The organism is Microbacterium sp. SYP-A9085, from assembly GCF_009649635.1.
Taxonomy (GTDB): Bacteria; Actinomycetota; Actinomycetes; order Actinomycetales; family Microbacteriaceae; genus Microbacterium.
The window spans coordinates 684,687-699,303 of sequence record NZ_WJII01000001.1; the positions used below are offsets into that span (position 1 = coordinate 684,687).

The 14,617-nt window shown below is 67.4% G+C and carries 14 protein-coding genes and 2 tRNA genes; 7 read left to right on the forward strand and 9 right to left on the reverse strand.

From position 1 onward, the window contains the following. Position 1: 1 nt before the first annotated feature. Positions 2–74: transfer RNA gene (locus GH740_RS03245), tRNA-Ala, on the reverse strand. A 13-nt stretch (positions 75–87) separates the two neighbouring features. Further along, positions 88–161 (reverse strand) — tRNA-Ile (locus GH740_RS03250). Positions 162–269: 108 nt separating this feature from the next. Between GH740_RS03250 and GH740_RS03255 the strand changes: the two genes are divergently transcribed. After that, the gene (locus GH740_RS03255) at positions 270–992 is read left to right on the forward strand and encodes a VIT family protein (protein WP_367640488.1); all 723 of its coding nucleotides are present in this window, start codon (positions 270–272) and stop codon (positions 990–992) included. 128 nt (positions 993–1,120) lie between these two features. On the opposite strand, the gene GH740_RS03260 is transcribed toward GH740_RS03255, so the two are convergent. The 7 genes from GH740_RS03260 to dnaA form a co-directional block, all read right to left on the reverse strand. Continuing rightward, the gene (locus GH740_RS03260) at positions 1,121–1,525 is read right to left on the reverse strand and encodes a DUF3566 domain-containing protein (RefSeq protein ID WP_153744604.1); all 405 of its coding nucleotides are present in this window, start codon (positions 1,523–1,525) and stop codon (positions 1,121–1,123) included. Beyond that, positions 1,522–4,092 carry a DNA gyrase subunit A gene (gene gyrA / locus GH740_RS03265; protein WP_153744605.1) on the reverse strand — a complete coding sequence of 857 codons (2,571 nt, stop codon included), beginning with the start codon at positions 4,090–4,092 and terminating at the stop codon, positions 1,522–1,524. Before gyrA ends, GH740_RS03260 begins: the two co-directional genes overlap by 4 nt. A gap of 66 nt (positions 4,093–4,158) precedes the next feature. Next, positions 4,159–6,207: a DNA topoisomerase (ATP-hydrolyzing) subunit B gene (gene gyrB, locus GH740_RS03270; RefSeq protein WP_153744606.1), complete on the reverse strand. Its 2,049-nt coding sequence runs from the start codon at positions 6,205–6,207 to the stop codon at positions 4,159–4,161. A gap of 123 nt (positions 6,208–6,330) precedes the next feature. After that, positions 6,331–6,825 carry a DUF721 domain-containing protein gene (locus GH740_RS03275; RefSeq protein WP_153744607.1) on the reverse strand — a complete coding sequence of 165 codons (495 nt, stop codon included), beginning with the start codon at positions 6,823–6,825 and terminating at the stop codon, positions 6,331–6,333. Then, complete coding sequence (gene recF / locus GH740_RS03280; protein WP_367640491.1) at positions 6,815–7,996, reverse strand: DNA replication/repair protein RecF; 1,182 nt, start codon at positions 7,994–7,996, stop codon at positions 6,815–6,817. The genes GH740_RS03275 and recF overlap by 11 nt, the downstream gene beginning before the upstream one ends. Before the next feature lie 45 nt (positions 7,997–8,041). Further along, positions 8,042–9,190, reverse strand: coding sequence for a DNA polymerase III subunit beta (gene dnaN, locus GH740_RS03285; protein WP_367640493.1), 1,149 nt, complete (start codon positions 9,188–9,190; stop codon positions 8,042–8,044). Positions 9,191–9,640: 450 nt separating this feature from the next. Further along, on the reverse strand, positions 9,641–11,050 hold the full coding sequence (dnaA, locus tag GH740_RS03290; RefSeq protein ID WP_153744608.1) for a chromosomal replication initiator protein DnaA: 1,410 nt from the start codon (positions 11,048–11,050) through the stop codon (positions 9,641–9,643). A gap of 310 nt (positions 11,051–11,360) precedes the next feature. Here dnaA and rpmH point away from each other — a divergent pair, with 310 nt between their 5' ends. The 6 genes from rpmH to rsmG are packed head-to-tail and all read left to right on the forward strand — an operon-like array spanning position 11,361 to position 14,516. Beyond that, positions 11,361–11,498 carry a 50S ribosomal protein L34 gene (rpmH, locus tag GH740_RS03295; RefSeq protein ID WP_029146106.1) on the forward strand — a complete coding sequence of 46 codons (138 nt, stop codon included), beginning with the start codon at positions 11,361–11,363 and terminating at the stop codon, positions 11,496–11,498. Positions 11,499–11,508: 10 nt separating this feature from the next. Beyond that, positions 11,509–11,844 (forward strand): ribonuclease P protein component, encoded by a 336-nt coding sequence (rnpA, locus tag GH740_RS03300; protein ID WP_367640496.1) that lies wholly within the window; start codon positions 11,509–11,511, stop codon positions 11,842–11,844. Further along, complete coding sequence (gene yidD / locus GH740_RS03305; RefSeq protein ID WP_153744609.1) at positions 11,841–12,197, forward strand: membrane protein insertion efficiency factor YidD; 357 nt, start codon at positions 11,841–11,843, stop codon at positions 12,195–12,197. Before rnpA ends, yidD begins: the two co-directional genes overlap by 4 nt. 15 nt (positions 12,198–12,212) lie before the next feature. Then, a complete protein-coding gene (gene yidC, locus GH740_RS03310) occupies positions 12,213–13,331 on the forward strand; it encodes a membrane protein insertase YidC (RefSeq protein WP_153744964.1) in 1,119 nt (372 codons plus the stop codon). Positions 13,332–13,343: 12 nt separating this feature from the next. Continuing rightward, the gene (locus tag GH740_RS03315; protein WP_153744610.1) at positions 13,344–13,862 is read left to right on the forward strand and encodes a R3H domain-containing nucleic acid-binding protein; all 519 of its coding nucleotides are present in this window, start codon (positions 13,344–13,346) and stop codon (positions 13,860–13,862) included. A gap of 21 nt (positions 13,863–13,883) precedes the next feature. Continuing rightward, positions 13,884–14,516, forward strand: coding sequence for a 16S rRNA (guanine(527)-N(7))-methyltransferase RsmG (gene rsmG, locus GH740_RS03320; RefSeq protein ID WP_153744611.1), 633 nt, complete (start codon positions 13,884–13,886; stop codon positions 14,514–14,516). Positions 14,517–14,617: the final 101 nt, after the last annotated feature.

Sequence of the window (14,617 nt, forward strand, 5' to 3'; positions counted from 1 at the left end):
GTGGAGCCTACCGGGTTCGAACCGGTGACCCCCTGCTTGCAAAGCAGGTGCTCTACCAACTGAGCTAAGGCCCCATGCAAGAGTCGGTGGGGGTACCAGGACTTGAACCTGGGACCTCTTCATTATCAGTGAAGCGCTCTAACCGCCTGAGCTATACCCCCGTGACGCGTGCGTCAACCTACAAGAGATTACCCGAAACGGCCTGATTTTCCGAATCGGTGAGGCTTCGCTTGCTTGCCCTGAGGCGCCGCAGTTGCTTCACTGAAGGCGTGATTCCATCGCCTTCCGCACACGCCGAGGAGCCGCACCTCGAGCGGCTCGGCGTTCGCTTGAACTGGCTGCGCGCCGGTGTCCTGGGCGCGAACGACGGCATCGTCTCGGTCGCCGCCGTCGTCGTCGGCGTGGCCGCCGCGACCGCCGACCTCGGCGCCATCTTCACCGCCGGCATGGCCGCGCTCGTCGGCGGGGCGGTGTCGATGGCGCTCGGGGAGTACGTCTCGGTGAGCAGTCAGCGCGATACCGAGCGCGCCCTGATCGAGAAGGAGCGGCGCGAGCTCGCCGAGATGCCCGACGAGGAGCTCGACGAGCTCACCTCCCTGTATCAGGACCGCGGGCTCACTCCGGAGACCGCTCGCAAGGTGGCCGAGGAGCTGACGGCCCACGACGCGCTGGCCGCCCACCTCGAGGTCGAGCTGCACATCGACCAGGACGACCTCGTCAACCCCTGGCACGCGGCGTTCTCGTCCGCGGTGTCGTTCACGGTCGGCGCGATCCTGCCGATGCTCGCGATCATGCTCGCCCCGCCTCCGGTCCGCATCCCGGTGACGTTCGTCGCCGTCCTGGTGGCCCTCGCAGGTACCGGCAGCGTCTCCGCGCAGCTCGGCGGAGCGTCGAAGCCGCGCGCGATAGCCCGCCTCGTGGTCGGCGGCGCACTCGCTCTCGCCGCGACGTTCCTGATCGGGATGCTGCTGGGCACCACCGGTATCGCCTGACCCCACTCCACCCGCGAGAGTGCATCTGGCGGACGAGGATGCGGCAAACTACCGCTCTCTCGTCCGTCAGATGCACTCTCGCCGATCTGACGGCGGGACGACGTACGCGCCGCCGCGCGAGGGGCGGGTCAGTTCGAGGTGAAGCCGATCAGGAGTCCGCCGGTCACCTTGACGGCCAGGTTGTAGAGCCCGGCGACGACGGCGCCGAGCACGGTGACCACGATCAGGTTCAGGATCGCGATGATCGCCGCCATCGCCATCACCTGCGGCAGGCCGATGATCGAGGACAGTGCGCCGCTGCCTCCGGAGATGCTCTGGAATAGGTCGTCGGCCTTCGCGATCAGTCCGGTGGCCGAGACCACCATGTAGACGAGGAAGAAGGCCACGATGGTGACGACGGCCAGCGCGACGGCGGCCAGGAAGGAGAGCTTCACGGCCGACCAGAAGTCGACGTAGACCAGCCTCAGGCGCACCTGCTTGGCGCTGGTCTTGTGGCTCGACTTCTTGGCCAGCCTGTCGGCAACAGTGCTCATGCGTCAGTACTCTCTTCAGGGATCTGGGGGGAGGGCTCGGATGCCGCGTCCGCCTCGCCGGCGGCGACCTCGACATCCTCTGCGTCACCCAGTCCGCGTTCGGAGTTGCGGGCGATCGCGATGATCCGGTCGTCGTCATCGGGACGGGCGAACACGACACCCATGGTGTCGCGACCCTTGGCGGGCACCTCGGCCACGGCAGAGCGTACCACCTTGCCGCTGGCAAGAACCACCAAGACCTCGTCGTCCTCGGAGGCGATCAGGCCCCCCGCGAGATGGCCCCGATCGTCGTTCAGTTTGGCCACCTTGATGCCCAGTCCGCCGCGTCCCTGGACCCGGTACTCGGCCACCGCGGTGCGCTTCGCGTACCCGCCGTCGGTCACGACGAACACGTATCCGTCGTCGCTGACCACCGAGGCCGACAGCAGGCTGTCCTCGCCCCGGAACGACATCCCCTTCACGCCCTCGGTCGACCGGCCCATCGGACGCAGCGCCTCGTCGGTGGCCGCGAAGCGCAGCGACATCCCCTTCCGGCTGATCAGCAGGATGTCCTCGCCCTCGTCGATGAGCAGGGCGCTGACCACCTCGTCTCCCTCGCGGAGCTTGATCGCGATGACGCCGCCCTGGCGGTTCGTGTCGTACTCGCTCAGTCGCGTCTTCTTCATGAGCCCACCGCGCGTGGCGAGCACGAGGTAGGACGCGTCGTCGTAGGTGCGGATGTCGAGGATCTGCGCTATCTCCTCTTCGGGCTGCAGTGCGAGCAGGTTCGCGACGTGCTGGCCCTTGGCATCCCGGCCCGCCTCCGGCACCTCGTACGCCTTCGCCCGGTACACCCGGCCCTTCGTCGTGAAGAACAGCAGCCAGTGGTGCGTCGTGGTGACGAAGAAGTGCTCGACCACGTCGTCGGCGCGCAGCTGCGCGCCCTTCACGCCCTTGCCGCCACGGTGCTGCGACCGGTAGTTGTCGCTGCGCGTGCGCTTGATGTACCCCTCGCGGGTGACGGTGACCACCATCTCCTCTTCGGGGATGAGGTCCTCGATCGACATGTCGCCGTCGAATCCGGGCAGGATGTGCGTGCGCCGCTCATCGCCGAACTTCGCCACGATCTCGGTCAGCTCGTCGCGTACTATCGCGCGCTGGCGCTCGGGGCTGGCCAGGATCGCGTTGAAGTCCGCGATCTGGACCTCCAGCTCGGCGGCCTCGTCGACGATCTTCTGGCGCTCGAGCGCGGCCAGGCGCCGCAGCTGCATCGCCAGGATTGCGTCGGCCTGATCGTTGTCGATCTCCAGCAGCGTCTTCAGACCCTCGCGGGCGTCGTCGACCGTGGGCGACCGGCGGATCAGCGCTATGACGTCGTCGAGGGCATCCAGCGCCTTGAGGTAGCCGCGCAGGATGTGCATCCGCTCCTCTGCCTTGCGCAGCCGGTAGCGGGTGCGCCGGACGATCACCTCGATCTGGTGCGTCACCCAGTGCGTGACGAAACCGTCCAGCGCCAGTGTGCGCGGCACGCCGTCGACGATCGCCAGCATGTTGGCGCCGAAGTTCTCCTGCAGCTGGGTGTGCTTGTACAGGTTGTTCAGCACGACCTTGGCCACGGCGTCGCGCCGCAGTACGACTACGAGCCGCTGGCCCGTCCGGTCGCTGGACTCGTCGCGGATGTCGGCGATCCCGGAGATCCGCCCGTCGCGGGCGAGGTCACGGATCTTGACCGCCACATTGTCGGGGTTGACCTGATACGGCAGCTCGGTGACCACCAGGCACGTGCGGCCCTGGATCTCCTCGACGTTGACGACCGCGCGCATGGTGATCGACCCGCGCCCGGTGCGATAGGCGTCCTGGATGCCGCGGGTGCCGAGGATCTGCGCCCGGGTGGGGAAGTCCGGGCCCGGGATGCGGCGCATCAGCGCTTCGAGGAGCTCCTCACGAGTGGCCTCCGGGTGCTCCAGCGCCCACAGCGCGCCGTCGGCCACTTCGCGCAGGTTGTGCGGCGGGATGTTGGTGGCCATGCCCACCGCGATCCCGACCGAGCCGTTGACCAGCAGGTTCGGGAAGCGCGCGGGCAGGACGACCGGCTCCTGCGTCTGCCCGTCGTAGTTGTCCTGGAAGTCGACGGTCTCCTCTTCGATGTCGCGCACCATCTCCAGCGCGAGCGGAGCCATCTTCGTCTCGGTGTACCGGGGGGCTGCGGCGCCCTGGTTGCCGGGGGATCCGAAGTTGCCCTGGCCGAGGGCCAGCGGATACCGCAGCGACCACGGCTGCACGAGGCGGACGAGGGTGTCGTAGATCGCCGAGTCGCCGTGCGGGTGGTACTGGCCCATGACCTCGCCCACGACGCGCGCGCACTTGGAGAACGACTTGTCGGGCCGGTATCCGCCGTCGTACATCGCGTAGATCACGCGGCGGTGCACGGGCTTCAAGCCGTCGCGGACGTCGGGCAGCGCGCGCCCGACGATCACGCTCATCGCGTAGTCGAGGTAGCTGCGCTGCATCTCCACCTGGAGGTCGACCTGGTCGATCTTGCCGTGGTTGTGCTCGGGAGCTTCGGTGGGGCGTTCGTCGTCAGCCATGTGTGTTGTTCTCTCTGTATTGCGCTTGCTCTCGCGCTGCGCGCTCGCTCAGCGGGCGGCGCGGCGTCAAATGTCGAGGAAGCGCACGTCCTTGGCGTTGCGCTGGATGAACGTGCGGCGGGACTCGACGTCCTCGCCCATCAGCACCGAGAAGATCTCGTCGGCCGCCGCCGCATCGTCGATGGTGACCTGGCGCAGCGTCCGCGTCTCCGGGTTCATCGTGGTCTCCCACAGCTCCTTCGGGTTCATCTCGCCGAGACCCTTGTAGCGCTGGATGCCGTTGTCCTTCGGAATCCGCTTGCCGCTGGCCAGGCCGTCGGCCAGCAGCGCGTCCCGCTCGGGGTCGGAGTACACGTACTCGTGCGGCGAGTTCGACCACTTCAGCCGGTACAGCGGCGGCATCGCCAGGTACACGAAGCCCGCCTCGATGAGCCCGCGCATGTAGCGGAACAGAAGCGTGAGCAGCAGCGTCGTGATGTGCTGGCCGTCGACATCCGCATCCGCCATCAGCACTATCTTGTGGTAGCGCGCCCTCGCTATCTCGAAGTCCTCGCCGATGCCCGTCCCGAACGCCTGGATCATCGCCTGGATCTCATTGTTGGACAGCGCCTTGTCCAGCCGCGCCCGCTCGACGTTGAGGATCTTGCCGCGCAGGGCGAGGATCGCCTGCGTGTGCGGGTCACGGCCCTGCACGGCGGAGCCGCCGGCGGAGTCGCCCTCCACGAGGAAGATCTCGCTGATCGAGGGGTCCTTGCTCGTGCAGTCCTTGAGCTTGTCAGGCATGGATGCGGACTCGAACACGCTCTTGCGCCGGGCGGTCTCGCGCGCCTTGCGTGCCGCCATCCGAGCCGTCGCGGCGTCGATCGCCTTGCGGATCACGTTCTTGGCGGCGGTGGGGTTGCGGTCGAACCAGTCGCCGAGCCGGTCGCCGACGACCTTCTGCACGAACGCCTTCGCCTCGGTGTTGCCGAGCTTCGTCTTCGTCTGGCCCTCGAACTGCGGTTCGGACAGCTTCACCGAGATGACGGCGGTCAGGCCCTCGCGCACGTCGTCGCCGGAGAGGTTGTCGTCCTTCTCCTTGAGGAGGTTGTTTGCGCGGGCGTACCGGTTCACGAGCGTCGTGAGTGCGGCGCGGAAGCCCTCTTCGTGCGTGCCGCCCTCGTGCGTGTTGATCGTGTTGGCGTACGTGAAGACGTTCTCGGTGTAGCTCGACGTCCACTGCATCGCGACCTCGAGTGAGATCTTGCGATCGGTGTCCTCGGACTCGAAGTCGATGATCTCATCGTGCACGCGCTCGGACTTGCGCACCCGGTTCAGGTACTCGACGTAGTCCACGAGTCCCCGCTCGTACAGGAACGTGTCGTGGCGCTGCGAGACGACCTCCTGGCCGTCGACGTCCTCGACGAGGATCGCCTTGTCGCGCTCGTCGCGCAGCGAGATGCTCAGGCCCTTGTTCAGGAACGCCATCTGCTGGAACCGCAGGCGCAGCGTGTCGTAGTCGAAGTCGACGGTCTCAAAGATCGTGCGGTCCGGCCAGAACGTGATGGTGGTGCCGGTCTCAGAGCTGGCCTCGCCACGCGCGAGCGGAGCCTGCGGGGTGCCGCCGTCGGTGAACGTCTGGCGCCAGACGTGGCCCTTACGCCTGACTTCGACGTCGAACCGGGTCGACAGCGCGTTCACGACGGAGGAGCCGACACCGTGCAGGCCGCCGGAGACCGCGTATCCGCTGCCGCCGAACTTGCCGCCGGCGTGCAGCACGGTGAGCACGACCTCGACCGTGGACTTGGTCGGGTCGGACGCGTGCGGGTCGACCGGGATGCCGCGCCCGTTGTCCACGCACCGGATACCGCCATCGGCGAGGATCGTCACCTGGATGGTGTCGCAGTAGCCGGCGAGGGCCTCGTCGACGGAGTTGTCGACGATCTCCTGGACGAGGTGGTGCAGTCCCCGCTCACCGGTCGAGCCGATGTACATTCCGGGGCGCTTGCGGACAGCCTCGAGCCCCTCGAGCACCTGGATGGCGTCTGCACCGTAGTCGGTATTCACGGGTGCGGGCTTGGAAACGGACTGTTCGCTCGCCTGCGCGGACTCGTTCTCCGGTGTATCTGACGTCATCTGTTTTCCGCGCTCCGATGTAGTGCCGTGCTTATCGACCCATCCTATCAAGGAGGCCCTCGGAACGGGGCATGGACGGCCCTCTGACGGGGGAAAACCCGTCGAACCGATTCCGGACGTGGGTCAGCCGTAGGTATCGCGCGGGCCGCGCCCTGGAACGGCTCTGGGACCCCATTTCCACGAGGGGACGTCCGGCCCGATGAATCGGATGCCGGCGACGCCGGCATCCGGGTACCGCCGCACTATCTCGGTGAGGATGTGCGCACGCATCAGCTGGAGCTGCTTGGCCCATGCCGTGGAGTCGCACTGGACCGTCAGCAGGCCGTCCGACAGCGCGACCGGGCGGGTGTGTCCGGCGGTCTCCATTCCGGCGACATCCGCCCACTGCCGCACGAGGTCCGCGCGGGCCAGTGACGAGTCCCAGCCGGACTCGTGGGTGAACGCCTGCAGCACATCGGCGACCCCGCGCGGGTCGCGGCCGGACGTGAACGGCTGGTTCTCGTCGTCGGCCGCATCCCGGCGCCGACGGCGGCGCTTGGCGCGCGGCGAGGGTTCCAGGCCGCGCAACCGCAGGTAGGTCGCTATCGTCTCGGGGACGGCATCCGGCTCATCCGACATCGGCGGCCTCCGGCGCGGGTGCGGGGTCGACGCCGACGATCGAGCCGGCCTCGACGCGGACGACGTGCGCGCGCAGCGTGTCCGGGACGTCGGGCTCGACCGCGGCCGTCACAATCACCTGCTCGAAGTCGCCGACGAGACGGGCCAGGCGCTCGCGGCGGTCGGCGTCGAGCTCGGCGAACACGTCGTCGAGGATGAGAACGGGATCCCCGAGCTGGGACTCGAGCCGCAGCAGGTCGGCCGATGCCAGGCGCAGCCCGAGCGCGACCGACCAGGACTCGCCGTGCGACGCATAGCCGCGCACGGGCAGACCGCGCACGCGCAGGACGAGGTCGTCGCGGTGCGGGCCGACCAGGGTGAGCCCGCGGTCGAGCTCCGCCGGGCGCTTGACCGTCAGTGCCGCGCGGAAGAGATCGTCAATGTCCCCGCCGGAGGCGGACCCTTCGCCGTCGTCGCCGTCCTCAGGGTCGGCACCGCGCACCGAGAGCGCCCAGTCCAGCTGCGGCGCGTGGTCGGCGCCGGCGATAACGGCATACGAGCGCGCCATCGGCTCGGCGAGCTCGGCGGTCAGCGCCATCCTCGCCCGGATGACCTGGGATCCGAGCGTGACGAGCTTGTCGTCCCAGACGTCCAGGGTGGAGAGCTGGTCACCGCGGATGCCGCGCGCCCGCGCCGACTTCAGGAGCGCGTTGCGCTGGCGCAGCACGCGGTCGTAGTCGGCGAGGACCCCGGCGAGCCGCGGCGTGCGCTGGATGAGCAGCTGGTCGACGAAACGGCGCCGGGAGGACGGATCGCCGCGGACGATCTGCAGGTCTTCGGGCGCGAACAGCACCACGTGGGCGTAGCGCGGCAGCTCGGTGGGCTTGACCGGCGAGCCGTTCACGCGCGCCTTGTTCGAGCCCTGCCTGTTGATCTGCACCTCGAGGAGGACCTGCCGCCGGCCGTGCGCGAGTCGCGCCCGCACTATCGCCGCGTCGGCGCCGTACCGCACCATTGGCGCATCGGTCGAGACGCGGTGCGATCCGAGGGTGGCGAAGTACCCGATCGCCTCGGCGAGGTTCGTCTTGCCCTGGCCGTTGCGTCCGACGAAGAGATTGGGGCCGGCATCCAGCGTCACGTCGGCGGCCGCATAGTTGCGGAAATCCACCAGGCTGAGCTGCTCGACGATCACCGGATCAAGCCTACCGACGTCCCCTCGGCCGGAGATCGGGCGGGATCAGCGCAGCAGGAGGTTCGGCTGGAGCAGGTAGCGGAACGTGTCCTCCCCGCCCTTCTCCACGGACGTCTGCGGAGTGACCAGCACGGGGCTCAGCTTGTTCTGGTTCTCGCTTGACGTGAAGGTGATGCGGGCGAATTCGCTGCGCACCGCGCCGAGCGCCTCCAGCAGGTACTGCGGGTTGAGCCCGAGGGTGACGTCCTCACCGATGAGGGTGGCGTCCACGGACTCGTTCGCGCGCGCCTGCTCGGTGCCCGACGCGTCCATCGACACGCTGTCCGGCGTGAACGTGAACCGCAGCGGCGCCGACCGGTCGAGCACGAGGGACACGCGGCGGACGGCCTCGGCCAGGTCGGCGGTGTTGACGACGGCGTGGTGCTCGGTCTGCTCGGGGAACAGCCGTCGCACGGGCGGGAAGTTGCCTTTGATCAGCAGCGATGTCACGGTCTTGTTGCCCGAGGTGAAAGCGATGATTTCGCGGTCGCCGGACCCGGAGAACGAGATCGAGATCTCGCCGCCGTGCGAGAACGTCTTGCCGACCTCGGTGAGGGTCCGCGCGGGGACCAGTGCCGACATCCCCTCGTCGGCGGCTGCCGAGCCGCCGTCCCACGGGATGTCGCGCAGCGCGACACGGTACCGGTCGGTGGCGACCAGGCTCAGTTGAGTGCCGCTGACCTCGAGCTGCACGCCGGTCAGCACCGGAGTGACGTCGTCGCGGGATGCCGCGAACGCGACCTGCGCGATGGCGGTGGCGAAATCCTCGGCCGGCACGAGGCCCGAGTCGCCGCTGACCTCGGGGATGGCCGGGTATTCCTGCACCGGCATCGAGGCGAGCATGAACCGGGCCGAACCGCAGGTGAGTGCTATGCCGTCGTCGTCGAGCTCCATCTGGATCGGCGCGTTGGGCAGCCGGCTGGCGATCTCGGAGAGCAGTCGGCCGTGTACGAGGATCGTCCCCGGCTCGTCGACGCTGGCCTCGATCGTGGTACGGGCGGATGCCTCGTAGTCGAACGCCGACAGGGAGAGTCCGTTCTCTCCGGCCTCGATCAGCACACCCGCCAGGATCGGCTGCGGATTGCGCTGCGGGAGGAGCTTGACGACGAACGAGACGGCTTCGCTGAAGACATCGCGACCTACGTGGAACTTCACTTGCGCTCCCTTGAGATGGGCGTGGGCTTTCTCATGCTAGTGCCAGGCTCGTCAGCAATGCCGATGCTCTCGTGTGTTGGAGCCATCCCGGCCCTCGGCGCAGGGATGGTGATCGGATCGGGCCTTCATCGTTAAGTCTTCGTCATGGTGTTAACAGCTGTGGGAACTGTGGATAACTCCGTGGATCCGTAGCGGCCGTAGGGAACTACACCGCTGTGAGATGTGGACGTCCTGCGGAAACGCGAAAACTCGGGGTGTGCGGACGATGGGCGTACATTCCTGTTCTCCACAGGAGGGCCTCGATCACCCACAGGGAATGACAGCCGGCAACGTGTTCTCCACAAGTTATCCACATGTGGGAAACGCGTATTTTGGCCACGCCGAGCACGGTTGTCAATACCGGAAATGCGACGATCTCACCCGAAGGGGTGGTCTGGCGCTGTCGGGCGGTCAGCGCCCGGTGCGGCCGAGCTGTCCGGTGATGTCCGTGACGTGGTTGTAGATCGAGCGGCGCTCCTTCATGAGGTCGCTGATCTTCTTGTACGCGTACATGACCGTGGTGTGATCGCGACCGCCGAACAGCTGCCCGATCTTGGGAAGGGACAGGCTCGTGCGCTCGCGGCACAGGTACATGGCTATCTGCCGCGCCTGGGCGACCGCCTGTGAGCGGCTCGACCCGTAGAGGTCGTCCACGGAGAGCTTGAAGTACGACGCCGTCACCGTGATGATGTCCGTCGGTGAGATGATGTTGGCGTCATCCTGGTCGACGATGTCGCGCAGCACGGTCTGCGCCAGTGACATGTCCAGCGTCGAGCGGTTGAGACTCGCGAAGGCGGACACCCGGATCAGGGCGCCCTCGAGCTCGCGGATGTTCGAGGAGACGACGGTCGCTATGTATTCCAGGACCTCGTCCGGGATCTGCAGCCGTTCACTCTGCGCCTTCTTGCGCAGGATGGCGATGCGGGTCTCGAGGTCCGGAGCCTGCACGTCGGTGATGAGGCCCCATTCGAACCGGCTGCGCATCCGGTCCTCGAAGCCGGTGAGGTGCTTGGGTGGGACGTCGCTCGTGATCACGACCTGCTTGTCGTGGTCGTGCAGCGTGTTGAACGTGTGGAAGAACGCCTCCTGCGTCTCGGCACGTCCCTGCAGGAACTGGATGTCGTCGATCAGCAGGATGTCGACATCCCGGTAGCGCGCCTGGAACGCGGAGCCGCGGTTGTTGGCGATCGAGTTGATGAAGTCGTTCGTGAACTCTTCACTCGAGACGTATCGCACGCGGATCCCGGCGTACATGCTCTGCGCGTAGTCGCCGATCGCATGCAGCAGGTGCGTCTTGCCGAGGCCCGAGTCGCCGTAGACGAACAGCGGGTTGTACGCCTTCGCCGGCGCCTCGGCAACGGCGACCGCCGCCGCGTGGGCGAACCGGTTGGACTGGCCGATGACGAAGCTGTCGAACGAGTACTTCGGGTTCAGCCGGGTGTCGTTGCGCGTGGCTGTCTGCGTCGGCTCGTGTCGTTCGGGCGCCGCCGGGACCGGCGCCGCTGCGACCGGCGCAGTCTGCACCGGGATGGCGGCGGTCAGGTGGGCATCCGTGATCTCGGGGTTCACGACCACGCGGAAGGAGGCCACGTCGTCTCCGGCGTGCTCGAGGGCCTCCATGATGGGGGCGCGCATCCGCTTGTTGATCTGTGCGGCGGTGAGGTCGTTGGGAACGTCGATGTAGAGGATGCCGCCCATCACGCCCTGCGGTACGGCGAGGTGCAGGAAGCCCCACATCTGCGGGGTGATCCGATCGTCGGCCTCCAGCAGGTGCAGGACCGTACCCCAGACGGGAACGTCAGGATCTTCCTGCTGTGCCATGGCCCCCCCGGGTGGTCTCATGCGATGGTGTCTCTCGACGCAGGCGGCGGAGCACGCACAGCCTGTGGATAACGTGCGCGAGCAACGCTAGTCAGCGCGTGCCCGGAGAGCAAACTCCACTGTAGATCCGCGTCGCGTGTCCCATCGGCAGATCCGGCTCCGGCTGTGGATAATGTCACCCGGAGGGGCGGTCGGTTTGAGTTATCCCCCGCCGCGACGTAGCCTTAGTCGGTTGACTTATGCCCCGCCGGCGTAGTCCCCATTCGTCGTCTCCGGGCATCTGACCCGGTGAACCTCCCGGAGTGATTCCATGAGCAAGCGCACCTTCCAGCCCAACAACCGCCGCCGCGCCAAGAAGCACGGCTTCCGTGCTCGCATGCGCACCCGCGCGGGCCGCGGCATCCTCTCGGCTCGCCGGGCCAAGGGCCGCAGCGAGCTGTCGGCCTGACCCGGTCCCGGTGCTCGCGAGGCCGAATCGTCTGACCCGCGGCGCGGATTACAAGACCGTCGTCCGTCGGGGTGTCAGGTGCGCCGGTCCGCACACCGTGACGTACGTCGTGACATCCGGTCAGCAGCGCGCGCCGCGGTTCGGCTTCATCGTGAGCAAGCAGGTGGGCACCGCCGTCACCCGCAATACGGTGCGTCGCCGACTGAAGGCGCTGTGTGCGGAGGGCCTCCCGCACGTCCGGTCCGGCGTGGATGTCGTGATCCGCGCGTTGCCGGGTGCGGCCGATGCCGAGTTCGGCCAGCTGCGCGATGAGGTCGCCCGCTGTCTGGCGCGGAGGGCGGGATGAGCGCGACCACGCTGCCCACCGCATACGTCGGCAGCGGACATCTGTCGGGAACCGGTCTGTGGCGCCTCATCCCCCTCCTTCCGCGCGACGTGCTGCTGGCGCTGCTACATGGATATCGCGCGACCATTTCCCACACGTACGGGGATGTCTGCAAGTACTACCCGTCGTGTTCCGCGTATGCGGTGGGCGCGGTCCAGCAGCACGGCGCCGTCAAGGGCTCGGCTCTGGCCGCCGCCCGTATCGCGCGGTGTCACCCGTGGGCGGCCGGCGGGATCGACGATGTCCCGCTGCACCGCCACTTCCGCTTCGACCTGACTCCGCACGGATTCGTCGTGCCCCCCAGAAAGGACTGATCCGTGCAGGATCTGCTGTTTCTCGCTGTCACGAGCACACCCGCGCCCACGGCGCCACCGGCGGCCGGCGGGTTCGACCCGATCGGCTTCATCCTCTGGCCGCTGAAGTGGCTCGTCGAGCTGATCCTGGTGGCGTTCCACTGGGTGTTCACGACGCTCGGAATGGACACGACTTCCGGCCTGACCTGGGTTTTCTCTATCATCGGTCTCGTCATCGTGGTGCGCGCGGCGCTCGTGCCGCTGTTCGTGAAGCAGATCAAGAGCCAGCGCAAGATGATGGAGATAGCGCCCGAGCTCAAGAAAATCCAGGAGAAGTACAAGGGCAAGCGCGACCAGCTGTCCCGTGAGGCGATGAGCCGCGAGACGATGGGGCTCTACAAGAAGAACGGCACCTCGCCGGTGTCCGGCTGTCTGCCGATCCTCGTCCAGATGCCGGTGTTCTTCTCGCTGTACAGCGTGCTGCAGACCATCAAGGGCAACGCCGAGGCGGGACACGGCGGCATCTTCTGGCTGACCACCCAGCTCACGCAGGAGTTCTACAACGCGAAGCTGTTCGGCGTCGCGTCGCTGCACGAGTCCCTGCAGGGCACGCTGGAGGTCAAGCCGGCGGGCTGGGAGGTCACCGTCACGATCATGGTCACCCTGGTGGTGCTGATGATCGTGTCGCAGTTCTTCACGCAGCTGCAGATCGTCTCGAAGAACCTGTCGCCGGAGGCCAAGCAGGGCCAGGCGTACAAGATGCAGCGGATGATGGTGTACGTCCTGCCGTTCGCGTTCGTGTTCTCCGGTGTGTTCTTCCCACTCGGCGTGGTCATCTACTGGTTCACGAGCAACATCTGGACGGCGGTGCAGCAGTTCATGGTGATCCGGAACATGCCGACCCCCGGCTCGCAGGCGGCCAAGGAGCGCGAGGAGCGGCTGGCCAAGCGCGGCAAGGCGCTGGACTCCAGCGGCCGGATAGTGCCGATGGAGAAGTACATCGCCGAGCAGCAGCGGCTTTTCGAAGAGGCCGAGAAGGCGCGCGCGGCGGCGCCCAAGCGGCAGCAGCCGATGAGCAAGCAGCGCGCGAAGAAGCAGTCGGGCAAGACGAACCCATCCGGGTCGTCCGACGAATCCCCCGCATCCCAAGCCTGACCTGACCGGAGAATGAGCATGTCCACGACACAGACCCCGACACCGGCCGAGTCCGAGGACCGTTCCGTGACCGTCGAGCAGCTCGAGCAGGAGGGCGACATCGCGGCGGACTACATCGAGGGCCTTCTCGACATCGTGGATGTCGACGGCGACCTGACGCTCGATGTCCGCAACGGGCGGGCATACGTGTCCGTGGAGGCCGACGACGCCGCCGCGCTGGGCGCTCTCGCTGATCCGGAGACCGTGCAGGCCGTGCAGGAGCTGACGCGTCTGGCCGTGCAGAACACCACCGGTCGCTTCTCCCGGCTGATCCTCGACATCGGCGGATCCCGCGATGTTCGCCAGCAGGAGCTCGCGAAGCTCGTGGATCGCGCGATAGCGCGCCTCGACGAGGGTGCCTCGCAGGCGTCGCTTCCATCGATGACGAGCTATGAGCGCAAGCTTGTGCACGACATCGTGGCCGAGCGCGGGCTCATCTCGGAGTCGTACGGCGAGGGCTCCGACCGTCACACCGTGATCCGCCGCGGCTGAGACCGTTTCACGTGAAACGCTATGTCTGACACTCCGCCGGTCGAGGCGGAACCCGCCGCGGCCCCCACCGTTTTCGGTGCACGAATCGACCTCGCCCGCCGATTCACCGCGAGCCTCGCGGCGCATGGCGAGGAACGCGGCCTGATCGGGCCCCTTGAACGTCCCCGGCTGTGGACGCGGCACGTGCTGAACAGTGCGGTGATAGCTCCGCTGTTCTCTGGCCGCGTCGGCGATGTCGGGTCTGGTGCAGGACTGCCGGGTTTGGTCCTCGCGATTGCCCGGCCGGATGTCGAGTGGGTGCTGATCGAGCCGATGGAGCGCCGCGTCGCGTGGCTGCAGGAGCAGAAGGCGGATCTCGAACTGGCGAACGTCGAGATAGTGCGGGCGCGCGCCGAGGACTGGGGCGGCGGGGTGCTGGATGCCGTCACCGCGCGGGCCGTGAGTGCACTGCGCACGCTCATCCCCGTCACCGCGCCGCTGGTACGGGATGGCGGCGAGCTGATCTTGCTCAAGGGGGCGAGCGCGCAGGCCGAGATCGACGCCGCGCAGAAGCAGATCCGGAAGTTCAAGCTTTCTGGTGTCGCCGTGGACGTCGTGGGCGAGGGTGTCGTCCCCGAGCCGTCCCGCGTCGTCCGCGCCCGCGTCCGCGCCTGACACGTCCCTCCCCCGTTTCACGTGAAACGGTAGAATGGGCCTGGTGTGATCTTGCCGTCCCTTCGTGCCGCATCACGACCGCGAACCGGCACGACGGGACA